This window comes from Sporosarcina sp. Y1004, from assembly GCF_057669665.1.
Genome location: NZ_JBYHFQ010000025.1, coordinates 34,978 through 61,358 on the forward strand (window position 1 = coordinate 34,978; position 26,381 = coordinate 61,358).

Sequence of the window (26,381 nt, forward strand, 5' to 3'; positions counted from 1 at the left end):
TCGTATGCGACGGACAGTGTATGTAAAAGAGAAAAAAAAACGGACGACGACACGACGGCTGTTGCTATTATCCGTTACGATGCTGATGGCGGCGCTAACCGTATTCATATCGCTCAGATTGTATGCACAAATTACAGGGGCCCCTTCTTTAAGTGTGCCTAAAGCTTCTGTCTTTCTTGATAAAAACGGTAGGCAAATCGGCGACCGTTTTTCTGCGGAGCGGCGATACTGGGTTGGTCTTGACGAGATGTCCCCTTTTCTGATTGACGCAGTCATTGCAACGGAAGACAAAAACTTTTATAACCACGACGGCTTTGATTATAAACGGATTGCAGGAGCTCTTTTAAAAGATGTGAAAGCAGGAAAAAAAGTTGAAGGTGCCAGTACGATTACCCAGCAGTATGCGCGTAACTTGTACCTGACGTTTGAAAAGACATGGAAAAGAAAGATTCATGAAGCGCTGTATGCATACCGAATGGAAGTATTTTATGATAAAGATGTCATTTTGGAAGGATATATGAATACTGTTTACTTCGGCCACGGGATGTACGGAGTTGAAGCAGCAAGTAATTTTTATTTCGGAAAATCCGCAAAAGACTTGACGCTTGAGGAGTCTGCTGTCATTACGGCAATAGCGAAAGGGCCATCGATTTATTCGCCGGTTGATAGTCCTGAAAATTCGAGGAAACGGCAATTACTTGTTCTTTCATTGATGGAGGCACAAGGATACATTACGGCGCGGCAGGAAGAACGGGCAACAAACGAAGCCATCACGTTAAAAAATCGAGAATGGGCTGATTCGAAGCGCATTGCACCTTACTTTTTGGATGAAGTATGGCGAGAAGCGGAAAAAGTGCTTACCGCGAAAGGACGCTATCCCGCTGAAGGCGGCTGGACAATACGCACAACGTTGGATCCCCTTCATCAGCAAACCGCAGAGGAAACGATTGAAAAATGGATGCCCGACAGCGGATTACAGGTCGGTTTCATGTCAATCGAGGCTGGAACGGGCGCCATCACGTCTCTTGTAGGCGGAATAGATTACACTGAAAGTCCGTTCAATCGGGCGACACAAGCAAAACGCCAACCCGGCTCTGTGATGAAACCTATTTTGTATGCGGCCGCACTGGAAGATGGATTTAGTCCACTGACGTTTTTATCGACTGAAAAGACCATTTTCACGTATGATAACGGACGCTCGACATATGAGCCAAACAACGTAAACGGTAAATTTGCAGGACATCCCTTATCCCTAGCGCAGGCACTCGCTATCTCCGACAACATCTACGCCGTAAAGACACTTGAGGATATTGGCTATAAGAAATTCAGCAAAATGGCAGAACGTCTTGGTGTCAATGGAGATTTTCCGGAATCACCTGCAACGGCACTCGGCACTTCCCTCGTCACTCTTTCCGATATGACGAATGCCTATAATCGGATTGCATCGGGCGGCGTTGAAACTGTACCAACAACGATTCTATCCATAACAGATGCAGATGGAAAAACGGTATATGAGCGTCCCAAAAAGAGTACAAAACACGTCATGAGTGAACAGGATGCATTCGTTCTTTCGCACTTGATGACCGGCATGTTCGATCCCGTGTTCAACGATTATTCTACATCCACAGGATTATCAATGCGGCAAAAACAAACACGTCCTTATGCTGCCAAATCTGGAACAACGATTTCCGATCAATACCTGATTGGTTATACGCCTTCGCTGACAGCTGGCATCTGGACGGGATTCGACGTCGGAAAGCAACTGACCGATGCATCAGATAAAGCGGCATCGAAGAAAATATGGATTGACTTTATGGAGACAGTCCATCGCGGAAAAACGGCAGAACCGTTCATCCCACCAGAAGGTGTAAATGGCGTCATCGTTGACGTTGACACGGGCGGAATTGCAGTTAACGGTTGTGACAAGCAAAGGCTGGTCTATGTGAAAGAGAAGGATATGCCACAAAAGTTATGTACGGATAAAACGCTAAGAGAACAGCGCTCTTCAGGTAAGGCGGACGACAAGAAATTTGAACTGTTCCCGTTTTCGTTTTTTGAGTAGGGATTGAGCGGTTTACTCTCTTATTTGAGCGGTCGACGCAAAAAGTTGGGCGGTCCGCACTCTACTTCGAGCGGTCGACATTGTCATCAAAATCAAAAAAGCTATCCAATCCCAAATCAATTCGGGGTTGGATAGCTTTTTTACCAGTCAAGGCCTCCTGTTAAAAGGTGTATCACGCTTGGGTTTGTTTGATACGGTATTCATCAGGTATTGCACGATTCCGGTTGTCCTAGCTTACAACAGCAAGCTATGATGTTAGTTTACTTCTATTCAAGCTGACATTCAACCTTGGAAGTCAAAGTCTACAAAATTTGTCGCTTTTTGTTCACAATCCAGGTGAGTCGACACTCAGACCGATATGCAATTTTGGTTCGCTTCGATCCCACATTTCCTTATTATGATTTGCAAGGAAGTCGGCAAGGATTTGCTTTGATTTATCATCCATATGGTCGACAATGATATTGCGTTTCATCGATTTGTCCATCCGATTGACGTGATCGGCGAGTACTTTATAGCCCCGACGTTTTTCACGGTTGATGACCATTTCACAAGCTGTGATGCCGGCGTAGTAAGGTCCTTCTTCTCTGAAATCGATTGTCACCCAGACAAGCCAGTAGGGTTTCCCGCCTTCTGAATCTTCCCGGTTCAGCGTAAACTTGATACCCCGCTCCGTGTCGCTCCTTGCGTGCATCGCGCCGATTTCGATCTGTGCGACCCCTTCTTTGACGTCGATAATGACTGGTGACACGTTTTCAAGCGACAACGATCCGATCCCATATCCACCATGACCGTCAGTAGGATCATCCTTTATGATTGTAAAACCCAATTTCTGCTTCGGTTTTTTTTCATTTGGCATTTCTTCGTCCCCTCCAAATCTGATACTATATATACTATAACCAATAACTACAGGGAGGGGGAAATGAAATGCCAATCGTCACTGTAAAAATGTTGGAAGGTCGCACGGATGAACAAAAACGTGCGCTTTGCGATAAAGTAACACAAGCAGTCACTGAAACAACAGGTGCACCTGCTCAAAGCGTCACAGTTATCATCGAAGAGATGGTAAAAAACCATTACGCTGTTGCTGGAAAACGTTTAAGCGATCAATAATTAGCAGAAAAAAGGCTATGCCCCTTGCGGAAATTTTCCGTGAGGGCATAGCCTTTTTTATTTTTAGATCGCACACTTCTGCATTTCACCGATGAAATCGAATGCAGCAGCCATCTCCGTGTCGGAGAAGTTCAGTTTATTTTTCACGATATGGACTTTGGCAATTTGCTCATCTTTTGCGAGATGATCGAAGTAGAGCAGTGTTGAAACTAACTCTAAAAAACGTGAACTTTTTACATTCATGCTATCGATACAAGTTCCAAGATTTTCATGAGCGTTGTCCGCTGTCTCAAGAAAATGCTGCCCTTCCTCTGTTACCTGGTAGCTGTATTGGACGTAAGATCCCTTATCTATGCATTGTTCCGCTAGAAAGCCCATCTCACGCAGTTCTTCTACGCGCAACGTTAATTCCTCTGAATAAGGTCCATACATGTGGAGCTCGTATTTTTCCGCAAACGGGAAATTCATTTTTTTTGCGATATAAATCATTTTTTGTAATTTTTTTCTGCCAGTCACTTCATTCGCGATTGAAATGAACTGTACAATTTTTGCGTGTTCCTGTAACAACTTAACCTCTCCTAACCTTTCAACATATGTAAAATCTGTCCATACAGTGGATTTTGTTCTTTTCCTGCCTCCAGCACATCTTCGGGGAAATAGATTTTATGGTCTGTCCGTCTTTTACCTGAAATCGCATCCACCACATCCGATGAACGTGACAACTCGCTCAACTCGCCATTTGGCATTTGTAAAAAGATCGGCAAACGTTCATTTTCTTCGCCCGGGCCGTAAAAGTCATAGGGCAAGTCAGACGACGAATCTGTCACGAGATAATACGCGGGGTCAATTCCCGCGTCTTTGAATAATTGTTCGAGTACACTGATTTTGCGGTATTCTGTTGCCGGATCAAATTCTGCATACTGAAAGAGTTTGCGGTTGATGAAACGATAGCAAAGATCCGCTAAAATAGAGTCATCTTCCTTCATCCAAATCTGGAAATAGGTCAATAATATACTTTCATCAAGTGCTATATAGTCTTCCAGAACAATAACTTTATCGAAAAATGAACGGAAATGGGTAGGCTCTTGTTTAAAGACATATCCCAATTCATGCAAATGTTTTGCCCGATGTAAGATTTTCGTTAAAATGACTTCAGCGCTGCGCGATACCGGGTGGAAATAAACCTGCCAATACATCTGATAGCGGCTCATTATATAATCTTCCACGGCATGCATGCCGCTGTATTTAATGACGGCCTGGTCTTCAGTTGGCCTCATGACGCGTAAAATCCGTTCCATATCAAAATGCCCGTAGGACACCCCTGTAAAATAGGCGTCACGCTGTAAATAATCCATTCGGTCCGCATCAATCTGGCTTGAAATCAAACTTACCACAAGCTTATCGGGATAGGTTTTACCGATAACGTCAGCCACTTTTTGCGGGAAATCAGGTGCTACCCGGCGAAGTACTGCATTCACTTCCGTATCCCCCAGCAAAATTGCTTGCGTAAATTGTTCATGGTCAAGATTGAACACTTTTTCAAAGGCATGCGAAAATGGACCGTGCCCGAGATCGTGCAGCAGCGCCGCACACATCGTCACTAGTCTTTCATCGCTGTTCCATTCAGGACGACCGCTAAAACCATCGTCAATGATACGCCTGATGATTTCATAGACGCCTAGCGAATGGTGGAACCGGCTATGCTCCGCCCCGTGAAATACGAGATAGGTTGTCCCTAGTTGTTTAATACGGCGAAGGCGCTGAAATTCACTTGTACCGATCACGTCCCAAATCACCTTGTCGCGCACGTGTATATAGCGATGCACAGGATCCTTGAATACCTTTTCTTCTTTCAGTTTTTCATTTTTGTATTCCATCGTGCACCTCCGATAACTCATTCCTCTTAGTATAATCATAAAATTGCTTCTCTGGAAGATGGAAAAAGGTTCATTTAAGTGAAAAAGAGATAGAATGCTTTTTTCATTATGAATAAAGTAACACATTCCTGTACACACTAACCGTAGTTAGAAACTATGAACATATGACAGGAGGCACGGAAATGGTGAAAGTTAGGCAGGATGCTTGGATTGAAGAAAATGATACTTTATTAGCCGACACAGTATTGCGGCATGTCCGCGAAGGTAGTACACAACTCAGCGCTTTCGAAGAAGTTGGGGATGCGCTCAACAGAACAGCAGCGGCTTGTGGGTTCAGATGGAATGCTGTTGTAAGGCGCGACTATGAAAAAGAACTAGCAGACGCGAAAAAAGAACGTAAGCAAGCCATACGTGTCCTGGGCAAAGACTTTAAACGCCGGGGACAACAATTATATAGCCCTTCACAAGGTGCAGCAGAAGAAAGAAAGGTATCTGTTCCATTATCGGACTTATCCCTAGATACGGTTATCGCTTTTCTCGTACGCATGCATCATACGGGCGCGGGTGATAATGAGTCATTTCGATGGAGGCAAACTGCTAAAATCGCGAATGAAAAGGTCGAGCAGCTCCAAAGAGAAATCGAAAACCTTCAACAGGAAAATAAAACACTGCGCGCTGATTATGAGCAATTTGTTCAAATTATGAATCGGGCACGTCGTCTCGTTACACTAGATGACGAAACCGATCGCACGGCACCCGTCTTCAAGATGGAACAAAATGGTAACCTTGTATCTAAAGAACCGCCTATCAATCATTGATAGGCGGTTTTACCTTGTGTGGTGTTTTGTTATTCGTGCTCTAGCATTTTTTTATTTCGTTCAAAGACACGGTTCAAATAATAGGTATACAGTTCCATTTCTTCCGGCTTTAAGCCGCCCATGTCAACGTAGTCCGCAAGTTTACGCAGCACAAGCTGTGTACGGATGACAACTTCACTGACAGTCAGTGGCATTTCCAACAGTTCTGACAGCGATGCCATCACTTCCGGTTTGATGGATGGGTAATCGAACTTTGTGGCCTTCCCTTGCAAACCGGCCTCGTAAAAAGATCGAATTAACTCGGCACGTTCCGCTCCGCTTCCTTCGATGCAAAGATAGACCTGAACCGCGATGCCTTGACGCAATCTGCGCTGCGAGATGCCCGCAAACTTACGGCCCCCAATGCTTAAATCAAACGATCCTGGACAGTACGAGCCAACGATTTCATAAGCTTCAATCCGGTTGCCTGCTTCAGGGAAAAGCATGCGCACGAATGCGAGCATCACTTCATACCCCGCCGGAATATCGATTGAAGAATCCAGCTCTGACAGTACGATTGATATGTTTAACACACCTTCGTCAAGGCACACTGCAAGACCGCCTGAATTGCGGACGATTGCATTATATCCCGCAGTTTCAAGTATCGATATGGCTTCTGCAACATGCGGAAGCCGATGATCTTGAATTCCGAGCACGACGGTGTTGTCGTGAACCCATGTACGAACTGTCGGTTTACTCATTTGCTGGCCAACAAGGTGACAAAGCGTATCATCCACGGCGAAGGATTCCAATGCGGAGCGATTGCGGGATATCATTGATTCATCCACGAAACGCCATTCGGGAATGTATAAAAAAGAGTCATATGTCATTTCAGATTCTCCTGTTCATAGACTTTGTGCCGCTGTCAACAAAGCAAGCTTGTACACATCATCTGCGGAACAACCGCGCGACAAGTCGTTTACGGGTGCATTCAATCCCTGAAGAATGGGTCCAATTGCTTCGAAACCGCCCAGACGCTCCGTTAGTTTATAACCGATATTACCCGCTTCAAGCGATGGGAATACAAAAACGTTTGCATTGCCTTGAATGATGGATCCAGGTGCTTTTTTCGCAGCAATTTCCGGTACATAGGCCGCGTCGAATTGGAATTCACCGTCTAGTGGTAAATCCGGTGCAAGCGATTGAGCAATTTTCACCGCGTTCGCAACCTTCTCCGTTTCTTCAGTGACCGCGGACCCTTTAGTGGAAAACGAGAGCATTGCAACCCGTGGATCCACACCAAATGATCGCGCTGTTTTTGCACTTTCGACTGCGATTTCAGCCAGTTCCTGCGCTGTCGGTAATACCGTAATTGCACAATCTGCAAAAACGAGACGTTCGTCGCCTTTCATCATGATGAAAGCCCCGCTTGTTCTTGAAATTCCCGGTTTCGTCTTAATGATTTGCAGTGCTGGTCTTACTGTATCTGCAGTTGAATGTGCCGCCCCGCTTACTAATCCATCTGCACGCCCTGTGTAAACAAGCATTGTTCCGAAATAATTGACGTCTTTCAGTTGTTCACGCGCTTGTTCTAAAGTAGCTTTACCTTTACGACGCTCTACGAATTTTCCAGCGAGTTCTTCAAAATAAGCAGCACTCGCGGGATCAATAATGTCTATTTCCGAAATATCAATTCCTTCTTCAGTTGCGGCTTCTTTCACCTCAGCTTCATTACCAAGTAGGACGGGTTTCACAAGACCCTCCCCTTGAAGGCGCGATGCAGCTTCCAAAACGCGGATATCCGTTCCTTCAGGCAGGATTATCGTCTTTCGTTTACCACTTAAACTCTCTTTAATACCGCCAAATAAATCAGCCAATGGATATCCACCTTTCACACAATCTTATGCTTCAAGCATACACCAATGGGACGGGCTGTAAAAGCGTTTTACTTCATGTCAAATTCGTGACACTGGCGCAAGTCAAGAGGCCTAACACGTCGGTTTATGCTACACTGATATAAGAAGTTAATTCATAATGAGGGAGTCTGATTTGATATGATCGAAGCAGCACAAACACTCGATGGCTGGTACGTATTGCACAATTTACGTTCAATGGACTGGGCGTCATGGAAATTGGTTCCACAAGACGAACGCCAAGCAGCAGTCGAAGAACTTCTTGTCTATCTTGAGAAGCTTCAAAAAGCGGATGACGATACAACCGGCGCACACGCTTTCTATACAGTAATCGGTCAAAAAGCGGATTTCATGCTAATTACATTGCGTCCAACAATGGTTGAACTGCAAGAGCTTGAAACGGAATTCGATAAACTCGCAATCGCGGATTTCACGATTCCAGCTTACTCGTACCTGTCAGTTGTTGAACTGTCGAACTACCTTGCAGGCGAATCTACGGAAGATCCTTATCAAAACCCACATGTACGTGGGCGTTTATATCCCGAACTTCAACGCAGCCAATACATTTGCTTCTACCCAATGGACAAGAAGCGCGACGGCGACGTTAACTGGTATATGCTAGATATGGATAAACGCAAAGAACTAATGCGCGCACACGGTTTAATTGGCCGAAGCTACGCTGGTAAAGTGAAACAAATCATTTCGGGTTCTGTCGGTTTTGACGACTACGAATGGGGCGTTACATTGTTCGCAGAGGACGTTCTCCAATTTAAAAAACTTATTTATGAAATGCGTTTTGATGAAGTAAGTGCACGCTATGCTGATTTCGGTTCATTCTTTGTTGGAACCATTTTGGAAGGCGACAAAAGAGAAGCGTTTTTCAATATCTAAGCAATTCTATAAATACCGTCTACCTGTTTTTACAGGTAGACGGTATTTTTTTTCGGAGTTATAAGTGATGCCCATAGCGCATATGATTCATCAAGGAGGTTGTGCCGTGGCTGTAATAAAATACACGGACGCTGAATTAGATTTGCTCGCACGTTTGATCCGCTCTGAAGCGGAAGGAGACGGTCAATTAGGGGTGCTTTTAGTCGGCAATGTTGGGGTCAATCGCGTACGAGCTGGGATGTCTAGACTTCAATGATATTCGGAGTTTTCAGGACATAGTTTTCCAGAGTCCCGGCGGCTTCGAAGCGACAACAAAAAGTTATTTCTATCAGCGTGCCTGTGAGTCAGATCGAAAACTAGCAAGACGCACCATCAACGGTGAACGTTTCACTCCTAGCGAACGGTCATTATGGTTTTTCATGCCGGCAGGTGATTTCCCTGCGCAATGGTATAACCAGTGGAACACCGGCAGATTCAAGTCGCATTATTTCTTTAGCCCGACTGTAGAAGACTGCCCGAATTTATAATCTCTAATGGAGAAAGGATGAAATAATGGTCCAATATTATTGGAACCCCGCTTATCAGAATCAGCATGTCGCACCTCCACAAGGAACAGTTCCAGCTAGGCCAATGAGTCCGCCAGCAGGACCACCTCAACGTGAGCAGTCATACATTGAAAACATTTTACGATTGAATAGAGGTGAACCTGGAACTTTCCACTTTTCATTCGAACGTGCAACTGGAGAGGCTACAAATACGAAAGCAGTACGTGGGACTGTAGAGGCAGCCGGCCGAGATCATGTCATCTTAAGCGATTCGACAACAGGACATCGTTTTCTTTTTCCGATGATTTATTTCGATTATGCCGAATTTGATAATGAAGTCAGGTACTTCCCACAGCAACCCTAAATTCAAAAAACTTCTGAATCCCATTACTTGGGCGTTCAGAAGTTTTTTTTAGTTTGAGAATTTAATGGCCGCTATAATCAGCATGACCCATCCTACGATGAATGCAACGCCACCGATTGGTGTGATGGCACCAAGTATGCCAATCCCAGTCAAACTCAGCACGTACAAGCTGCCGGAAAAGATAATGATTCCCGCAAGAATTAAATACCCGGCCCAACTTAACTGCGTAGACGATCCAAAAAGCGATGAGCTCATAAGGATACCAACAGCAATGAGTGCAAGTGCGTGGAACATTTGATACTGCACTGCTGTATTCCAGATAGCCAAATAGTGTTCAGTTAATTTTTCTTTTAAAGCATGTGCTCCAAAGGCTCCAAAGGCCACGGCAATTGCTGCGTTGACAGCCCCTGCAATAATGAAAAATGGCAAATCGTTCCCTACTCTCTTGTTTTAAACTCAATCATTCATGTCTTTCTGCCTATCAAAAATCAAATAGCGAGCCGCCGTTTGCATCCTCTTCTTCAAGAGGTTTAGCTTCTAACGAGGAAATTGATTGTACAGTGCTAGCGGTTGTCAGCATTTTCGGTACAACTTTCGCTTCACGCCCACTATCTCCGCCAAGCGCAACTTCGCAAAGCGATCTAACAGCAGAAAAAGCTTCCCGCATTGTGCTTTCTTCATTTGCTTGCTTTGCCACAATGAGTTGTCGCTCCATTTCCGATATGATCCGATTGTAAGGAATCATGGTTTGGCATCCCCTTTCTTCTGTTCAAATTGCAAACAGTCCATGCCTGAAGACCTTCTGACGACGACCGATGGCATTTCCCGCGTTTTAAATCCATATGCTTTGCAGCCACGTGGGCTCCGCTGATCCCATGTTATGAAGAAATGTTGGCATTGAAAACAATTGATTGCCACAACGGTCCACCTCTTTTCATCTCCAACTTTATCATGCAAACTGTGCAATTTAAAGCACTCCGCCTGTTCGGCACCAATCAATCGGGGTTTCATCCCACGCTTTTAAAGCCTCATTTGCTTGTGAATATGGACGGCTACCTAGAAATCCACGGCTCGCACTCAATGGACTGGGGTGAACCGATTCAATAATCGCATGTCGCGTTGCATCGATGAGTTTCTTTTTCCCTTGGGCAGCTCGTCCCCATAATAGAAAAACGACCGGTTTTTCCCTTTCAGACAAATACCGAATCACTTCATCCGTAAACGTCTCCCATCCTTGTTTTTGATGTGAATGAGCCTGGCCTTGGCGCACAGTTAGCACCGTATTTAGCATCAGTACGCCTTGGTCTGCCCACCCTGTCAATGTCCCGTTTTCCGGAATTGGACAGTCCATGTCAGTCGCCAGTTCCTTGAACATATTGCGCAGACTTGGCGGTATTTTGACACCCGGTTTCACAGAAAAACTTAAGCCATGTGCTTGTCCAGGTCCATGATAGGGGTCCTGTCCTAAAATCACGACCTTCACTTCATTGAATGACGTCCTTTTGAATGCAGTCCATAAATCATCCATCTGTGGAAATACCGTCGCTTCAGCATATTCCTTTTTCAGAAATTCACGTAGCGTACTGTAATAGGGTTTCTCAAATTCTTCTTTTAAGACTTCATCCCATTCGTTACCTAGCTGATTATCCACGGCACTCACTCCTTGAAATCAATCGTTACGGTATAGCCTGCGAATGAAAACATTTCTGTTAGTGTCTTCTCGGCATTTTGCTGCGCCGTGGCTAAAACGCCCTGTGCTGTCGTTTCTTTCATGATTAGTTTTTTTGCTTCATCGGCAAGTTCGTACGCTTCTTCGATATTCGCCTTTTCCCGGAATACGCCTTCGTAGGAGTACACTTCGACTTTATCGAAAAAGATTTCTGCTCCCCCAAGGAAAGTGGCAGGCGGTAAAGTAAGTTTAGCAGTTTTATTCTTTTCATCGATTATCACATCTTTTTTCGTTACTCCGGACATGTCAACGCCCGCTTTCACTGATCCCGGAACGACGACCAACAACTGTCGTTTTGTGCCCGGCACGTTTAGACCGATGCTTTGCCCGAACAACGTATTATCTTGCCGCTCTATAATGACCTTTGTGTATGCTTCTGCCGTTGCAAGTTCGTTCAAGTCCTGGATTTGTTCAAGGAAAGCACCTTTTTGCTCCGTAAATGTGCTCCCTGTTTTCAGAATGAAGTATGTCGCAAATGGCAAAGCAACCATGAGTAGTAAAAGGAGAATTGCAATTGCTAAAAAAGGCTTTTTCCATAATGAAAAGAGGACTTTCCCAACACGCCAGAATCCCGACGAGCGTCCTTCCACTTCTTCCACTGTCACTGCAGTTTCTTCCTCTGAAGCTTTCAATTCTTTCAGTAGGCGCTCAATTTCACCGATTTTCTCTTCATCCGCCACGTCATCCCTCTTTTCCTCTTTTTTCGATACTATTCTTATACGTTTAGATTATAGGAAAGTTGCATTTCAAACAAGAACTATAGCCCAGGTCGCCTGGCGTCCCGACTAAATTGCGATGTCAATATTTTAGAAGTTTTCCATTCTACAAAAATTTTTAATTCTCCAAAAAACTAAAAAGGTGGTACGATTGACCGAGGGAGGTGCGACATGGCTGATATGCACTTACGTGAGAAGATGAAAAATGTTTCTGAAGCTGCAAAGAATAGTGATTTGGTTCCTGAGCGCTCTAAAAAAGCGGGAATCATTGTTTTCATCATTTTAGTAAGTTTTGGAATTATCGTCATGCTAGCTCTTGCCATAAGCCTCATTTTAAACAAACATGTCGTCTCGGCTGCCGTGATTTCAAGTATTGCAGCCTTTCTCGCTTATTCCATCTATAAAATGATAAAAGCCGATAATATCGGACAATTGTAATTTCAATTTTTATTCGATAAGATTAACTTAGAATTTATTTAAAAAGGAGATAGACCCAATATGACTTTGAAAAAGACGTTAACAATTGCAGGATCTGATACTTCCGGCGGTGCAGGTATTGCGGCGGACTTGAAAACATTTCAAGAACACGGCACTTACGGCATGACAGCAATTACAGTCATCGTGACGATGGATCCGGATAATAATTGGTCACACGGTGTTTACTCATTGCCAATCGACGTCTTAAAAACGCAAATAAAAACTGCGCTTTCGACAGGAATCGATGCCATTAAGACTGGCATGCTCAGCACAGAAGAAATCATCAAAATTGCGGGTAATGCGATTTCAGAATCAGGTCTCTCACATGTAGTCATCGATCCAGTTATGGTTTGTAAAGGTGAAGATGAGGTATTGAATCCTGGGACAGTTGACGCCATGGTTGAATTCCTTCTTCCAAAAGCGGAAATTGTCACACCGAACTTATTTGAAGCTGGACAGCTTGCAGGTACAAAAACGCCGAAAACCATTGAAGATATGAAAGTGGTAGCTGTAAAAATCCATGCACTGGGCGCTCGCAATGTTGTCATCAAAGGCGGCAAACAGCTTGAACACGATAAAGCGGTCGATTTATTCTATGACGGCAAAACGTTCACACTTCTTAAAGCAGATAAAACAGACACAACTTATAATCACGGCGCCGGTTGCACGTTTGCAGCTGCAATCACAGCTAACCTTGCAAATGGCCTAGATGTAAAAGAATCTGTATTCGAAGCGAAAAAGTTCGTCACAGCGGCAATCGCTAACGGCTGGAAACTGAACGAGTACGTTGGACCTGTCATGCACGGAGCGAAAAACCGTTTCGGCGCAACTGAAATTACGACAGTTGAAATTTAATATGTTTTAAACGCCAGGAGACATGTGGAATGTCTCTTGGCGTTTTTTTGGGTTGTTGAAGGCTTTCTGGAGTTGGTTGTAGGCTTTTCCGAATTTGTTGGAGACTTTATGTTGTTGGTTGGACACTCTCCCTTCCATTTTCCGGGTCTAAGCCCAACTATCGCATTCACGCCCCATTTTCTATATACTGAAGAGAAGCATTGTTATAGATTTAAGGAGGCATATGCATGGAGAAAGTGAAAGCGGACCATTTACAGGAACTCATAACTTCATTTGCAAATAAAGATGTGTACATTCATCTTGAAACGACGAACGGCTCATACGCTGCCCATACCAATGAGGCATTTTTCAATGCGGGCGCATTTATTCGTAATATTATCGTTAAATTCGAACTAGGTAAAGTGGCTGGCGATTCGCCCCACCGCATCGGTTTGAAACTGCCATACGGTTGGATTTACGCTCAAGGCATCACACATTATAAACTCGATGAACACGGACGCTTACTTATGGCAGGACTTGAAGCAGAAGGTAAACTTGCAGTAGCGCTTGAAATCAGCGAGACCCCATTCACATACTAAGGAGGATACGATTTTGATAAAAAAAGAACGCCACGTACTTGTCATATTCCCTCACCCGGACGATGAAGCATTCGGCGTATCAGGCACCATTTCTTCCTATCGGGATATGGGCGTACCCGTTACGTACGCGTGCTTGACACTTGGTGAAATGGGTCGTAACTTAGGAAATCCGCCGTTCGCTAACCGTGAAACGTTGCCGCAGATCCGCAAAGAAGAACTTAAATTAGCGTGTGAAGCGATGGGACTCGACGATTTAAGAATGATGGGATTCCGCGATAAAACCGTTGAATTTGAAGATGATGAAAAGATGGTGAAGCTCGTTACAGATTTAATCGAAGAACTGAACCCTTCACTTGTCATTACTTTCTATCCTGACTTCGCAGTTCATCCCGACCATGATGCAACGGGTCGCGCAGTTGTCCGCGCCGTCCGAAGAATGCCGGAAACGGAACGCCCTACAATTTATGCACTTGCTTTTTCAAATAATTCAGTTGAAGTGCTTGGCGAACCTGATGTTACCCACGATATCACAGCAAATGCTGACAAAAAAATTGCAACATTAAAAGCACATGCATCCCAGACAGTATGGATGATGAAAGAGATGGAAGAGAAATTAGAAGCGCTAGATCCAGACGCGCTTAAATGGTTGAATTATGAGCGTTTTTATACGTACCGCTGGGACAGGGATTTAGTATAATACCCCCAATACTACAACTGCAGTCTATACAAAGGCTGCAGTTTTTTTCATTGCCAATAGATTGAAAAATGGAACATATGTATATGATATTTACATAAAGAGAATTACGAGGTAATATGTATAAATATTCATCTTATACAAACGTTATGCAAAAAGGAGATATTATGAAAAAGTTTAATTTATCCACTTGGTTTTTATTCCTCGTTCCATCCATTCTCGGTATTCTTTTATTTATGATTCCGGTAAAGTTTGGTGGAGAATGGAAAATCCCTATTGCCATCCTTGCAGATTTATTATCAAATAGAATTGCACCCATTATGCCATGGGTTGCTACGATTACACTTATTATCGCTGCACTCGGCTCAATCGCTTATATGTTTATTCCAAAAAGTTCTGTCAAGCCTTCCTTTATGACGAACTTATTCAAAGTATCGCTTTTCTGGACAATCGTTCGGATTATCGGGGCAATTTTAGCCATCGCCACCTTACTTCAAATTGGTCCGGAAGCCATTTGGAATGAAAATACAGGTGGACTGCTACTTAGTGAAACCGGTCTTGTCACATTCCTATTTACCATTTTCCTTTTTGCAGGAATGCTCTTGCCACTTCTTCTAAATTTCGGTTTACTCGAATTTTTTGGAACGATGATGGTGAAAGTAATGCGTCCTGTATTTAAAATACCGGGTCGTTCTTCAATCGATGCACTTACATCATGGATTGGAGATGGAACAATTGGTGTCCTACTAACAAGCAAACAGTATGAAGAAGGTTTTTACACGAAGAAAGAAGCGGCCATTATTGGAACAACTTTCTCTGTTGTATCGATTACTTTTTCTATCGTCATCATCGAAGAAGTTGGCCTCGGTTCATACTTCTTACCGTTTTATGGGACAGTCGTTCTAGCCGGGCTTGTCCTTGCATTTATCATGCCGCGGATTTATCCTCTTTCCAGAAAGAAAGAAGAATATATAGACGGAAGACCGTTTACGGGTGATGAAGAAAAATTACCAGAAGGATACAGCTCCTTGACACATGGACTTGAAAACGCATTAACAAAAGCGAATACAAATCGTTCTTTCGTTAAAATGTTGTCTGAAGGTATAAAAAACGTCCTCGATATGTGGGTTGGTGTCATTCCGGTCGTTATGGCTTTCGGGACAATCGCATTAATTCTAGCGGAGTATACAAGTGTCTTCAAAATTCTAGGTATACCGTTCGTACCGATTCTGTCCATCCTGGGCATACCTGAAGCAGCAGAAGCGGCGCAACTTATGGTTGTCGGATTCACGGACATGTTCCTGCCAGTCATCCTTGCAAATGGTATGATTACATCTGAGTTAACACTGTTCGTTGTTGCTACTGTTTCAGTGACACAACTCATTTTCATGGCAGAAGTTGGCGGACTTCTTCTAGGGTCAAAAATCCCCATCAACTTTTGGGAACTCGTCGTTATCTTCCTTCTGCGTACGGTGATTTCATTGCCAATTATTGCAGGAGTCGCACATCTTTTATTTTAATGAACAAACGAAAGACCTCGCAGGAGTTTGCGAGGTCTTTTTTGATTTGGCAAGGAATAAATTCCATGATCGGATACTCATTTATTCAATTTAATTTTCAATTTGTCTAGCATATCAACCGTCATTTCATCCAAATCATAGTTCGTTTTGAAGCCCCATTCGTTCACGGCCGCTGTTGCATCAATGGAATCGGGCCAGCTATCGGCAATCGCTTGACGTACCGGGTCTACGTCATAGCTCATTTCGAAGTTGGGTATGTATTTTTTTATGGACGTAGCGAGTTGAGAAGGTTCGAAACTCATCGCGGTTACATTGAACGCGTTGCGATGGTTCAATTTCGCTGGATCAGCTTCCATCAAGTCGACAATCGCCTGCAATGCATCGGGCATATACATCATATCCATATACGTGCCTTCTGCGATATAAGAAGTGTACTTCCCTTCTTCAAGCGCTTTGTAATAAATATCTACCGCATAATCCGTTGTGCCGCCACCCGGTTGTGCTACATACGAGATTAACCCTGGGAATCGAACTCCCCGCGTATCAAGTCCGAATTTATGGAAGTAGTAATCGCATAGCAACTCACCTGCAACTTTGTTGACCCCATACATGGTTGTTGGTCGCTGTAATGTGTCTTGAGGTGTGTCCGTTTTCGGAGTTGACGGTCCGAATGCACCGATGGAACTCGGTGTAAAAAATTGCAGATTTAGTTCACGCGATACTTCTAGTGCATTCATCAAGCCGCCCATATTGAGATTCCATGCAAACAATGGCTCATTTTCAGCTTTTGCTGACAACAATGCAGCCATATGCATCATTGTATCCGCACCGAAATCTGTCGCAAGTGTGTGCATTTTTTTAGCATCTGTCACGTCGAGCACTTCAAAAGGACCCTCTATTGCCGAATCCGTGCAACGAATATCTGTTGCCAAGACGTTTTCGGTACCGTATTCTTTACGCAACTTTGCAATTAACTCTGAACCAATTTGACCTGAAGCACCTGTCACCAAAATTTTCTTCATGATAAACTGTCCCTCACTTTCGAACGATTGTATTTATGGGGAGTACACAACTATTCAACATTAATTTTATTGTTGATTTAAAAGCCTTTGTACATTATAAAACGTTCTCCTGGAAAAGACAACGTTGTTTTCCATAGAAGTCTATTTGCTATCAGCTTATCTGTTATAATTAGAGGAAAACTTGAGGTGAATCATGTTACCAAATAATAAGCCGTCTGTCTTTTCAAAATTCTATAGATTAATACTCCTATTGGCTACAGGGATTATGCTCATATTTGTTCTAGTATCATTTGATGCGCCAAAGTGGATTGTTGTCTCCGCGGTCTTGGTTTTGTATATTTCCGTGTCCATTTTTCGGCCAATGTATATCATCTATAAATCCAAATCTCTTCGAGCGATTGGCCGATATGTTTCTGCTAATTATAAGAAACCTATTTTCGGTTATTCCTATGCGCTGGCAAATGGAAATAAGCAAGATATTGAGAAATCATTGAAAAGAATTATAAATACCTATACGCAACAGGATATGTCCGATATTTATGGCGCAAACCTAGCAATTTTCCAAAACAACTCCAAAGCTGTGATGGGGCACGCTGAAAAACTCAGCGGACAAGAATATAAAGAGTATTATTTAGGACATGCCTATGTAATGAATGGGAACTTCGACAAAGCTTCCAACTTTGCTTCTAAATTGCAAACGCCTTGGATGATCCACTCTTTAAAAGCCTATGCGGCCTTGAAACGCGGAAACCGTGATGAATACGAGACTGAAATGGATCGCTCCATTGATAGTGCTACCGGAATGCAGCGTTTTGTATTGCATCATACAAAGAAACGCTTCGTTAACGGTGATTTCAAAGTTTAACTTCATTCAGCGGGGGGGCAAACCCCTGCTGAATAAATTTAAGCCTCCAAGGGAGTTAATTGAGCAAGCTCAATTAAAAATCTGGACGTAATCACACCGAGGCGTGATTGATTGAATCAAAAAAGCCCTCAATTCTAGAGGGCTTTTCGTTTGTATAAGTATGTGCTTGAATGAGCAAGGTTACTCTTTTATTAACGAGGGCACTGAATAAGTCCGATTTCCTTCAATCCCGTTGATTTCCGTTCCGAGCGGACGCTTTCCGCGGGCACGGCTTCAGCCAATCGAACAGCAAAGGGTTCGATTTGCCGTATTTCTGCGTTCTTTGCAGAAATTAAGGCATTCTTGCCCCGTGCACCCAACGCTAACGCTTTTGGTCGCAAAAGCCGTACTGCGTGACGGCTTTTCCTGTGGGGTCTTCAGCTATGGAAGAGTGAACTTCTTTCTCTTCCTAGCTGTTCCCGCCGGAGTCGCCGCTCTCCACTACAATCAACTAGTTCTTATTATAATAAAGAACTTTTTCAGTGGCCTCCTATTAACAGCGCACCGTTTTCTTTTTCTTCGGTTCACCGCGCTCGAGTATTTTGTTAATATATTCTGTTGCAAGCGGAACCTTACACGCCGTATTTCCAACGTCGACATGTACTTTCCCAACAATTTCTGCAACATTGCTTGCTGCATCACGAAGTTCGGGTATATACGCCCCAACGCAGATGATAAATTGGTTCATATTGTAGCGTACTCGATTTGGTGCAACGTGTATCGAATTACGGATTTCCAGCAAGAGTGAATTTATTTCATCCAGGTCCAGTTCTTCCGCCCCTGCATACGTAACGTAATTTGAATACGTGCTCCAACCCGCGACCGCTGTCATTTCACGGTCAGATTTCATCCATTCACGTGCAAGTTTTAACGCATTTGGACTTTCCGCTGTTACCCAACCGACTGCACTTTCTGCGATTAGATACCAAGTTGCCGCAGCACTCCACCGCCTGAGATCATCTTCAGTCATCAATTTCGGATCCACCGCAAGCGCTGCAAGGTACATTGCATCGGAATTACCTGTGTCGTAAAGACGAAGTGCCAGTTCATGATCTTTTTTAATATGCTTCAAAACCTTTTTCAAATCCCCCACACGCACCCCAAACAGTGGTTCAGTTGCACCGTGAATTAAGAACGTATTCTTCGTCTGTTCGTTGCCGAATTCTTTTAGTTGTTGCATCACTGCTTCGAATATCATGCGCTTCGCTCCTTTAACTAGACCATTTCCATAGTTATCTGCCCATCCAACTTCTTACCAAAGAACCCCAGACAGCTCATGTGTGCCACCTGGGATTCGATCTTTATTATGAAATTACATTGAGTTCTTTACCGACTTTTTCATAAATCGCAAGTGCTTCGTCGAGCATTTCTTTTGTATGTGCAGCGGTCGGCATGTTGCGGACGCGGCCTTTTCCTTTAGCGACCGTCGGGAAGACGATCGACTTGGCGTAGACGCCTTCTTCAGCTAGGCGTTTTGAAAATTGCTGTGTCAGCTTTTCTTCACCGATGATACATGGTGTGATGGGTGTTTCGGATACACCAATATTGAAACCTAATTTCTTAAGCCCTGCTTTTAAATAGTTTCCATTTTCCCAAAGTTTATCATGTAGCTCTGTCGATTCTGATATCTTGTCCAACGCGCCCATGATTGCTGCGATATCTCCTGCAGGCAGTGACGTGGAGAATAGGAATGGACGTGAACGGACTTTCAACCAATCAATTAATTCCTGCGTACCTGCAACGTAGCCGCCAACGACGCCGATTGCTTTTGACAGAGTACCCATTTGAAGGTCGATCTCTTTTTCAAGACCGAAATGTTTGACCGTTCCTTTCCCTTTACCGGTAACGCCTGAACCGTGAGCATCGTCAACATACGTGATCAAATCGAATTCCTTCGCGACTTCGACAGCTCCAGGAAGGTTGGCAATATTGCCGTCCATTGAGAATACGCCATCTGTAATATACATTACTTTTTCATAGAGACCGGACTCCGTCGCTTCTTTCGCTTTGGCACGGAGGTCGTCCATGTCTTGGTGTTTGACTCGGATGACTTTCGCACCTGAAAGGCGGCAGCCGTCAATGATCGATGCATGATTTAATTCATCCGAAAGAATTGCATCTTTTTTAGTCATAACAGCGGAAATTGCCGCCATATTACAGTTGAAGCCTGATTGGTAAGAAATCGCAGCTTCCGTTCCTTTGAATTCAGCAAGCTTTTTTTCTAACTCAACGTGAATATCAAGCGTCCCGTTAATGGTACGGACCGCTCCTGCTCCTACACCGTATTTTTCAGTCGCGGCAATTGCTAGCTTTTTCAAATCTTCGTCTGTTGCAAGTCCTAAATAGTTATTAGAGGATAAGTTAATAAGGTCTTTACCTTTGATCTTAATAATGGGGCCGTTTGGTCCTTCAATAGGATCAATTTCATTGTAAAGTCCTTGATCACGAAGCTCTTTTAAATTTTCCTCTAAAAATGCATGGAGTACTTTTGACAAAGTAATCTTCCTTTCAAACAAATGATACCTTCATTTTACCATACGACTGACCCTGTCGCAGAATGAAGTGCATCCTAGATCAATCACGCCTCGCTGTGATTGATCTAGCTTATTATTTGGGTTGGCTGGACTCTTATCGCCTTTCCACTCCCTGAAGGCATAACTTAAGTGAGAGACTTCTATAGCTGAAACTTCACTTTCAGTAAAAAATGATTTTCCGAATGAAATTAAATCAAATCCAGAAGTGTATTTGTTTTTTTCTCGAATACAGGGGTGATAATAGCAGAATCCATTATGACTTTCATGCTGTTCTCAGCTTGTGCATATGACTGCATATAGCCAGTCGCATCAAGCATTTTTTCTGCATAGACTTCACGAATTATACCAATCTCCTCTTCTGCCCCTGCATCTTCTTCACACATACGCACAAGGTCAAGTATTTCGTCACCCGGGCGCTCCAAGTCGTAAACATGCGGCATGGTTGCATCAATCAGACAAACCGATAGCTCAGGAAATAATACGAGATCGACTCCTGATGGATCTAGTCCACACCAGCCATATTGGACGTCAAATCCGCGTTTTTCCGCTTCAGCCCCTAGACTTTTCATGAGCGTCGATTTTCCTGTTCCCGGCAGTCCTTTTATAAGAATACGTCTTTCTGTTCGTTTCGTAATGGAGGTAATGAAATCCTTTGCCCCTCCAGATGTCAGCGATCCGATTAGTCTGTGGGAAATAGCGGTTTCCTTATTTAGCTTTATCTTCCCAAACAGTTCTTCTTTCAGCGCTTCTATTTGATGCACATGGACATCCCACATCATTCGTTTGATATTCACTGCTTCCCAATCGTCATGAATTCCTTTTGCATCCTCAAGTGACTGCAACGCTTTTTTTAGAGCAATACCCGATTCTTTCAATAATTTCACAATCGAACCATTCTGTTCGCGTAATTTCACTTCATCATACACATCGTAAAAACTGATCACTTTGTGTTTACCGCCAATATCCGTCGGCTCGAGTGCAACCGGATGAGAAGCTTGAAGAATCAGCACATCCGGTCCTTTTATATAGATTGCATCTGTTTTGTCAGGTTGTACAGGATCCATGAACCGTTCTACATTATAGCCTTGTTTAACGTAATATGCCGCCACTTCATTCAACACAGTTGAAATTGCGTTTGTCGGAGGACATTTTAGAAATAACGTTTGTGAGGCAGCTGTAATCAGATTGTCGTATTTGTGAGTGATTCCCGCACCTGTATAGGCTGTCCCCATATATTGGGTTATCGTTCCATTCATGCGTATCATCCTTTCTGTACATACGATTAACCTATGCACAGACAATAAAAAAAAGCACGGCTTGGCAGCACATGCTTAAATGTTTTTTCAGAATGTTTTTTCCTCTTCACTCTTACCTATAATTCTCATCAAAAACTTCCGGCTTTGCGGCATAGTATAATGGGCGACCTGTCCTAAAAATAGCGCGATTAGTACCGTCCCGATTCCAACCGGACCACCAAATAGCCATCCGACGATTGCTACAACGACTTCGAGTGTCGTCCGGATTTTCTTCACGCTTGCCCCTGTTTTCTGAACAAAGACGAGCATAAGACTATCCCGTGGGCCCGCGCCGATATTTGGTGAAATATAAATCCCAATGCCATATCCCATAACAATTACACCCGCTGAGAACATAAGTATTTGCGCACCCAACGATGTGATATCCGGCAGCAGCCAATTGAATAAATCGATAAATAGACCAATTGAAATCATATTCAACCATGTGCCAATCTTCGGCCATTCTTTCAAAACAGCGGCAGTTGCAATGATAATAATGAATCCCGTAATAATTCCCCATGTGCCAATCGTCAAACCGAAGTTTTTGTACAATCCAACATGCAATACATCCCACGGAGCAATTCCAAGTTTTTGACCTTTAATCGTCATTGAAATACCCAGTGACATTATCATCATTCCTATAAAAAAGAATGCCCATCTCCATATTAATATCTTTCTCATATAAGTCCTTCTTTCCATACTAAAAGACATTCACACCTTGCGTGAATGCCGTCCTCTTTGTCTATTCATTATAGCACGCCTCATGTCCTTGAAATTATTAATCCTTCACAATGTCGTGAAAAGATGCATCTGTCACACGAGACAGCTCTGCCGGAATCAGCTTCATCTGCAAGCCGGGTTTGCCTGCACTGACAATCATCCATTCTAGACTTTCTGCCGACTTATCGATGAACGTCGGGTACTTTTTCTTCATCCCAACTGCCGAACAACCTCCACGTACATAGCCCGTTTCCTTCGTCAAGTCTTTCAAAGGAAGCATCTCGAGCTTTTTCACACCTGACGCCCTTGCAGCTTTTTTCAAATCCAATTCTGCAGCTACGGGCACCAAAAAGACCAATAGTTCCCGAGGTCCTACAATTGTAACCAGCGTTTTATAAACTGTCTCGACGGATTGCTTCGTTTTTTCCGCAACGGAAATACCGTCCACCAATCCATCATACACTTCATACTCCATCAATTCGTAGGATACATTTTCCCCATCCAAAATGCGTACTGCATTCGTTTTCACTTTTTTATTCTGTTTAGCCATCCACTCATCTGTCCTTTCAAAAAACGAAAAGGCCGCCATTGTCAGGCGACCCTACTTATTCCTCATGCAATTTTATAGAAACTAGGTTGATCATTTTCGAATCCTTTCAGTTTCATTTGAACTTGGAAAGAGTAAGTTGAAATCGCCTGTTCATAACGTTTCTGCATGATAAGTACTTCACGATCGAGAGCAGAGGGAAGTTCCATGGATGCCATTTTTGCTGACTCAGCTTCTTCACGTACAGTTGCAGACTCGATTTCAGATTGTGCTCGATTGTGTAGCATTATTTGAGCTTCTGTCCGCATGATTTTTGCCGATGCTGTTGCTGCTAGCTGGTAATCGGCCGTCGTCAGTTCAGGTTCTGAAATCGCTTCAGCCCGCACACTTCTCCAAACGTCAATCGTTTCTTCAAGGGTTTTTCCAATCGGCAATGTGATTTGCTTCATTTGCCCTCCGTTAAGTCGTTGAAATTCTTGACGCTCTGTGTGAACGATTCCTGAGTCTTTCTTCTCAGTCAATAAAACTTCCAGATTTTCTACTGTCTTCTGGTTCTGACCATTATATTGTACATTGCGACTGTAAGCATTCTCTGCATTTCTGCGCCTCAATGTATCATATCGCTGGATAGGATCACTCGCTGTCACTTGAGTCATAACGGCATTCATATAACTTCACCTCCAATTCAGTGTTATTCTCAAAATTCTAGTAACAATATTATACCCGACTATTACAGATTGATAAACCCAACCAAAGCGCTAAGCTAGTATTACTTATCGAATAGTTTCTTTAGCGCATCCGCCATTGCAGTATTCTCCAACTCTTCTGGCGCGCCCTGTTTCTTCATGTATTTCTGGACATCACGTTTGTCCGCTTTTTTGCCGCCCGAACTTGCCCTGCGTTTTTCAAATGCCGATAACTTCTCACGGTGCCCACATTTACAGACAAAAATCCGTCCATCTCCCTCTCCGCGCATCTCCAATTTCTTTTTACAAACTGGACATCTGGCATTCGTCAGCATGGAGACGTTCTTCCTGTGTCCGCACTCACGGTCTTGACAGACAAGCATCTTACCGCGCTTACCGTTAACTTCTAACAATAGCTTTCCACATTCAGGACAAGCTTTGCCTGTAACATTGTCATGCTTATATTTTTTATCATCTGTTTTAATTTCAGTGACGGTCTGTTTTGAAAAACCAATCATATCTTTCATGAACTCTTCTTTTTTCATCTGACCATTGGCGATTTTCGTCAGTCCCTGTTCCCATTCCGCCGTCAATGCGGGTGACTTTAAATCTTCCGGAACGAGTTCAAGTAGTTGGCGCCCTTTGGACGTCGTATAAATATCATTGCCCTTTTTCTCCATCACGAATGAGTTGAAAAGCCGCTCGATGACATCAGCCCGTGTTGCAACCGTTCCGAGTCCGCCTGTTTCGCCGATTGTTTTAATGAGTTCTTTAGATTCACCTTGCATGAACTGTGAAGGATTCTCCATTGCTGCGAGCAAAGTCCCTTCATTGAACCTCGCAGGCGGTTTCGTTTGACCATTCGTCATAATGATTGCCTGGATTTTCACTTCTTCGCCTTTTGAAAACGGAGGAAGTGTATCTGTATCTACCTCTTCTTCCTCTGTCGAATAAACTTTTTTCCATCCTTCATCCGTAACTGTACGGCCTTTTGCTTTAAACATTTCTCCACCTACTGCGAGTTCCGCCGTCACTTGGTTATAACGAAACGGACCGAAGAAAACAGCCAGAAAACGCTTGACGATTAAGTCATATAAACGCTGCTCTTTATCGGACAAGTTTTGAAGAATCGGAGTTTCCTCTGTCGGAATAATAGCATGATGATCTGAAACCCGTTTGTCATCGATGACACCCTTCTGCGGTTTTACAGTTCCTGCACGCAGCAATGTGTTAGTCGCCTTACGGTATAGTCCGATATCCACAGCTTTAATCCGCTCTTTCAACGTGCTTTCCATATCCGATGTTAGATGCTTCGAATCGGTACGCGGGTATGTTACCGCTTTGTGACGCTCATATAAATTCTGCAGCGTTGATAGTGTCTCTTTCGCAGACCATGACCAACGGCGGTGCGCCTCTTTTTGCAACTCTGTCAAATCGAAAAGATGCGGTGCCGGCTGTGACTTCGGTGTCGTTTTCACGTCCGTTACTTTTCCTGCATTCACTCCATCGATTTTACCAAGCAACTTTTCGACTGTTTCTTTATCAAACGACTGTGTTTGACCTGCTGAATCGCTCCAAGTAAATTTCGAGGTTTCCGTCAATGCCTGCATACCATAGTAGGATTTCGGCTTGAAGTCTCGAATCTGATTTTCCCGTTCTGCAATCATGGCAAGTGTCGGGGTTTGAACGCGTCCCGTCGACAATTGAGCATTGTATTTCACCGTCAGCGCACGCGTCGCGTTAATACCGACAACCCAATCCGCTTCTGCACGAGCTACTGCCGCCTGATATAGATTTTCATAGGCACGACCGTCTTTCAGGTTATTGAAACCGTCCTTGATGGCTTTATCGGTGACCGATGATATCCATAACCGTTTGACGGGCTTGCGAACTTTTGCCTGTTCCAAAATCCAGCGTGCCACAAGCTCCCCTTCACGTCCCGCATCTGTCGCGATAATGACATCTTTCACATCGTTGCGATTCAGCTGTGCTTTAACCGCATTGAATTGTTTCATCGTTTGGCGAATCGGTACCAGTTTAAATGGCTGAGGAATAATCGGTAAGTGCTCGAGCTTCCACTCTTTGAATTCATTGCCATAGCCTTCTGGATCTGCGTGTGTCACAAGATGGCCAAGTGCCCATGTGACTATATAATTTGTGCCTTCAAGAAATCCGTTCCCTTTTTTATTGCAACCAAGCACTCGTGCAATATCGCGAGCCACGGACGGCTTTTCAGCTAGTACAAGTGATTTAGACATAAGTATTTCCCCTTTCTTCATAGTTCAATTATACGGTAGAACGTGAAGGGATGCATGTCGGGCGAATGAAACTGGAAAGTATCAGGAATCCTACTAATACCACGTCGCCGCTTTGTGGATGGTTAATGTAAGAAAGTGCATTTCGTTATCGGGAATTAGATTTGCAAAATATAGTGCCATAAATCGAGGGAATGTATTAAACAACAGAATAAATAGATGGAATGAATTAGAATTCCTGCTATTACCGCTTCGCCGCTTTGTGGATGCCTCCCGCGATAAGCCGGAAA

The 26,381-nt window shown here is 43.7% G+C and carries 29 protein-coding genes and 1 pseudogene; 12 read left to right on the forward strand and 18 right to left on the reverse strand.

From position 1 onward, the window contains the following. Positions 1–4 precede the first annotated feature (4 nt). Positions 5–2,062, forward strand: coding sequence for a transglycosylase domain-containing protein (locus AC25Y6_RS15235; protein ID WP_488143648.1), 2,058 nt, complete (start codon positions 5–7; stop codon positions 2,060–2,062). Positions 2,063–2,387: 325 nt separating this feature from the next. Here the strand turns inward: AC25Y6_RS15235 and AC25Y6_RS15240 are convergent, their stop codons facing one another. After that, on the reverse strand, positions 2,388–2,918 hold the full coding sequence (locus AC25Y6_RS15240) for a YwhD family protein (RefSeq protein WP_488143627.1): 531 nt from the start codon (positions 2,916–2,918) through the stop codon (positions 2,388–2,390). A 68-nt stretch (positions 2,919–2,986) separates the two neighbouring features. On the opposite strand from AC25Y6_RS15240, the gene thmT reads away from it, so the two are divergent. Then, positions 2,987–3,172 carry a 2-hydroxymuconate tautomerase gene (gene thmT, locus AC25Y6_RS15245; protein ID WP_482101163.1) on the forward strand — a complete coding sequence of 62 codons (186 nt, stop codon included), beginning with the start codon at positions 2,987–2,989 and terminating at the stop codon, positions 3,170–3,172. A 63-nt stretch (positions 3,173–3,235) separates the two neighbouring features. Here the strand turns inward: thmT and AC25Y6_RS15250 are convergent, their stop codons facing one another. Further along, the gene (locus tag AC25Y6_RS15250; protein WP_488143628.1) at positions 3,236–3,739 is read right to left on the reverse strand and encodes a YwgA family protein; all 504 of its coding nucleotides are present in this window, start codon (positions 3,737–3,739) and stop codon (positions 3,236–3,238) included. Between the two features lie 11 nt (positions 3,740–3,750). Beyond that, positions 3,751–5,049, reverse strand: coding sequence for an HD domain-containing protein (locus AC25Y6_RS15255; RefSeq protein ID WP_482104354.1), 1,299 nt, complete (start codon positions 5,047–5,049; stop codon positions 3,751–3,753). A 182-nt stretch (positions 5,050–5,231) separates the two neighbouring features. On the opposite strand from AC25Y6_RS15255, the gene AC25Y6_RS15260 reads away from it, so the two are divergent. Continuing rightward, positions 5,232–5,867, forward strand: a complete 636-nt coding sequence (locus AC25Y6_RS15260) for an RsfA family transcriptional regulator (protein WP_482101165.1) — start codon at positions 5,232–5,234, stop codon at positions 5,865–5,867. A 29-nt stretch (positions 5,868–5,896) separates the two neighbouring features. Here AC25Y6_RS15260 and lipL read toward each other — a convergent pair whose 3' ends face one another. Both lipL and pta read right to left on the reverse strand, forming a co-directional pair. Next, positions 5,897–6,736 (reverse strand): octanoyl-[GcvH]:protein N-octanoyltransferase, encoded by an 840-nt coding sequence (gene lipL, locus AC25Y6_RS15265; RefSeq protein WP_488143629.1) that lies wholly within the window; start codon positions 6,734–6,736, stop codon positions 5,897–5,899. Positions 6,737–6,751: 15 nt separating this feature from the next. Then, a complete protein-coding gene (gene pta, locus AC25Y6_RS15270; RefSeq protein WP_488143630.1) occupies positions 6,752–7,723 on the reverse strand; it encodes a phosphate acetyltransferase in 972 nt (323 codons plus the stop codon). Between the two features lie 177 nt (positions 7,724–7,900). Between pta and hemQ the strand changes: the two genes are divergently transcribed. From hemQ to gerQ, 3 genes and pseudogenes are all read left to right on the forward strand, one after another. After that, positions 7,901–8,650, forward strand: a complete 750-nt coding sequence (hemQ, locus tag AC25Y6_RS15275; RefSeq protein ID WP_488143631.1) for a hydrogen peroxide-dependent heme synthase — start codon at positions 7,901–7,903, stop codon at positions 8,648–8,650. A gap of 106 nt (positions 8,651–8,756) precedes the next feature. Then, a pseudogene (locus tag AC25Y6_RS15280) lies at positions 8,757–9,177 on the forward strand (cell wall hydrolase). A gap of 25 nt (positions 9,178–9,202) precedes the next feature. Further along, on the forward strand, positions 9,203–9,559 hold the full coding sequence (gene gerQ / locus AC25Y6_RS15285) for a spore coat protein GerQ (protein WP_488143632.1): 357 nt from the start codon (positions 9,203–9,205) through the stop codon (positions 9,557–9,559). Positions 9,560–9,607: 48 nt separating this feature from the next. Here gerQ and AC25Y6_RS15290 read toward each other — a convergent pair whose 3' ends face one another. Genes AC25Y6_RS15290 through AC25Y6_RS15310 form a run of 5 tightly spaced genes read right to left on the reverse strand, consistent with a single transcriptional unit; the run spans position 9,608 to position 11,968 of the window. Then, a complete protein-coding gene (locus tag AC25Y6_RS15290) occupies positions 9,608–9,988 on the reverse strand; it encodes a DUF423 domain-containing protein (protein WP_482101170.1) in 381 nt (126 codons plus the stop codon). A 52-nt stretch (positions 9,989–10,040) separates the two neighbouring features. Next, the gene (locus AC25Y6_RS15295) at positions 10,041–10,304 is read right to left on the reverse strand and encodes a YwdI family protein (protein ID WP_488143633.1); all 264 of its coding nucleotides are present in this window, start codon (positions 10,302–10,304) and stop codon (positions 10,041–10,043) included. Further along, entirely contained in the window at positions 10,301–10,477 is a 177-nt protein-coding gene (locus tag AC25Y6_RS15300) for a uracil-DNA glycosylase (protein ID WP_482104384.1), read from the reverse strand. Before AC25Y6_RS15300 ends, AC25Y6_RS15295 begins: the two co-directional genes overlap by 4 nt. A 49-nt stretch (positions 10,478–10,526) precedes the next feature. Continuing rightward, positions 10,527–11,210, reverse strand: a complete 684-nt coding sequence (locus tag AC25Y6_RS15305) for a uracil-DNA glycosylase (protein WP_488143634.1) — start codon at positions 11,208–11,210, stop codon at positions 10,527–10,529. 5 nt (positions 11,211–11,215) lie between these two features. Then, the gene (locus AC25Y6_RS15310) at positions 11,216–11,968 is read right to left on the reverse strand and encodes a DUF4230 domain-containing protein (RefSeq protein ID WP_488143635.1); all 753 of its coding nucleotides are present in this window, start codon (positions 11,966–11,968) and stop codon (positions 11,216–11,218) included. Between the two features lie 207 nt (positions 11,969–12,175). Between AC25Y6_RS15310 and AC25Y6_RS15315 the strand changes: the two genes are divergently transcribed. The 5 genes from AC25Y6_RS15315 to AC25Y6_RS15335 all read left to right on the forward strand — a co-directional run bounded on the left by AC25Y6_RS15315 (position 12,176) and on the right by AC25Y6_RS15335 (position 16,128). Next, positions 12,176–12,442 carry a hypothetical protein gene (locus AC25Y6_RS15315; protein WP_482101174.1) on the forward strand — a complete coding sequence of 89 codons (267 nt, stop codon included), beginning with the start codon at positions 12,176–12,178 and terminating at the stop codon, positions 12,440–12,442. 60 nt (positions 12,443–12,502) lie between these two features. Continuing rightward, positions 12,503–13,336: a bifunctional hydroxymethylpyrimidine kinase/phosphomethylpyrimidine kinase gene (gene thiD, locus AC25Y6_RS15320; protein ID WP_488143636.1), complete on the forward strand. Its 834-nt coding sequence runs from the start codon at positions 12,503–12,505 to the stop codon at positions 13,334–13,336. Between the two features lie 227 nt (positions 13,337–13,563). Further along, positions 13,564–13,914 carry a YojF family protein gene (locus AC25Y6_RS15325; protein ID WP_488143637.1) on the forward strand — a complete coding sequence of 117 codons (351 nt, stop codon included), beginning with the start codon at positions 13,564–13,566 and terminating at the stop codon, positions 13,912–13,914. A 16-nt stretch (positions 13,915–13,930) separates the two neighbouring features. Beyond that, positions 13,931–14,611 (forward strand): bacillithiol biosynthesis deacetylase BshB2, encoded by a 681-nt coding sequence (bshB2, locus tag AC25Y6_RS15330; protein ID WP_488143649.1) that lies wholly within the window; start codon positions 13,931–13,933, stop codon positions 14,609–14,611. Positions 14,612–14,775: 164 nt separating this feature from the next. Next, a complete protein-coding gene (locus AC25Y6_RS15335; RefSeq protein WP_482104364.1) occupies positions 14,776–16,128 on the forward strand; it encodes a YjiH family protein in 1,353 nt (450 codons plus the stop codon). A gap of 77 nt (positions 16,129–16,205) precedes the next feature. Here AC25Y6_RS15335 and AC25Y6_RS15340 read toward each other — a convergent pair whose 3' ends face one another. Continuing rightward, positions 16,206–17,150: an L-threonine 3-dehydrogenase gene (locus AC25Y6_RS15340; RefSeq protein WP_488143638.1), complete on the reverse strand. Its 945-nt coding sequence runs from the start codon at positions 17,148–17,150 to the stop codon at positions 16,206–16,208. Between the two features lie 250 nt (positions 17,151–17,400). On the opposite strand from AC25Y6_RS15340, the gene AC25Y6_RS15345 reads away from it, so the two are divergent. Next, a complete protein-coding gene (locus tag AC25Y6_RS15345) occupies positions 17,401–18,015 on the forward strand; it encodes a hypothetical protein (RefSeq protein WP_488143639.1) in 615 nt (204 codons plus the stop codon). 532 nt (positions 18,016–18,547) lie between these two features. Here AC25Y6_RS15345 and AC25Y6_RS15350 read toward each other — a convergent pair. The 7 genes from AC25Y6_RS15350 to AC25Y6_RS15380 all read right to left on the reverse strand — a co-directional run bounded on the left by AC25Y6_RS15350 (position 18,548) and on the right by AC25Y6_RS15380 (position 26,094). Further along, a complete protein-coding gene (locus AC25Y6_RS15350) occupies positions 18,548–19,252 on the reverse strand; it encodes a DNA alkylation repair protein (protein ID WP_488143640.1) in 705 nt (234 codons plus the stop codon). Between the two features lie 106 nt (positions 19,253–19,358). Next, positions 19,359–20,549 carry a glycine C-acetyltransferase gene (locus AC25Y6_RS15355; RefSeq protein ID WP_482101181.1) on the reverse strand — a complete coding sequence of 397 codons (1,191 nt, stop codon included), beginning with the start codon at positions 20,547–20,549 and terminating at the stop codon, positions 19,359–19,361. Positions 20,550–20,776: 227 nt separating this feature from the next. Continuing rightward, positions 20,777–21,844 (reverse strand): hypothetical protein, encoded by a 1,068-nt coding sequence (locus tag AC25Y6_RS15360; RefSeq protein WP_488143641.1) that lies wholly within the window; start codon positions 21,842–21,844, stop codon positions 20,777–20,779. 87 nt (positions 21,845–21,931) lie between these two features. Next, entirely contained in the window at positions 21,932–22,564 is a 633-nt protein-coding gene (locus tag AC25Y6_RS15365; RefSeq protein WP_488143642.1) for a YczE/YyaS/YitT family protein, read from the reverse strand. Between the two features lie 97 nt (positions 22,565–22,661). Beyond that, positions 22,662–23,153 carry a Cys-tRNA(Pro) deacylase gene (ybaK, locus tag AC25Y6_RS15370; RefSeq protein WP_488143643.1) on the reverse strand — a complete coding sequence of 164 codons (492 nt, stop codon included), beginning with the start codon at positions 23,151–23,153 and terminating at the stop codon, positions 22,662–22,664. A 62-nt stretch (positions 23,154–23,215) separates the two neighbouring features. Then, a complete protein-coding gene (locus tag AC25Y6_RS15375) occupies positions 23,216–23,818 on the reverse strand; it encodes a hypothetical protein (RefSeq protein ID WP_488143644.1) in 603 nt (200 codons plus the stop codon). A gap of 101 nt (positions 23,819–23,919) precedes the next feature. Further along, positions 23,920–26,094 carry a DNA topoisomerase III gene (locus tag AC25Y6_RS15380; protein WP_488143645.1) on the reverse strand — a complete coding sequence of 725 codons (2,175 nt, stop codon included), beginning with the start codon at positions 26,092–26,094 and terminating at the stop codon, positions 23,920–23,922. Positions 26,095–26,381 lie beyond the last annotated feature (287 nt).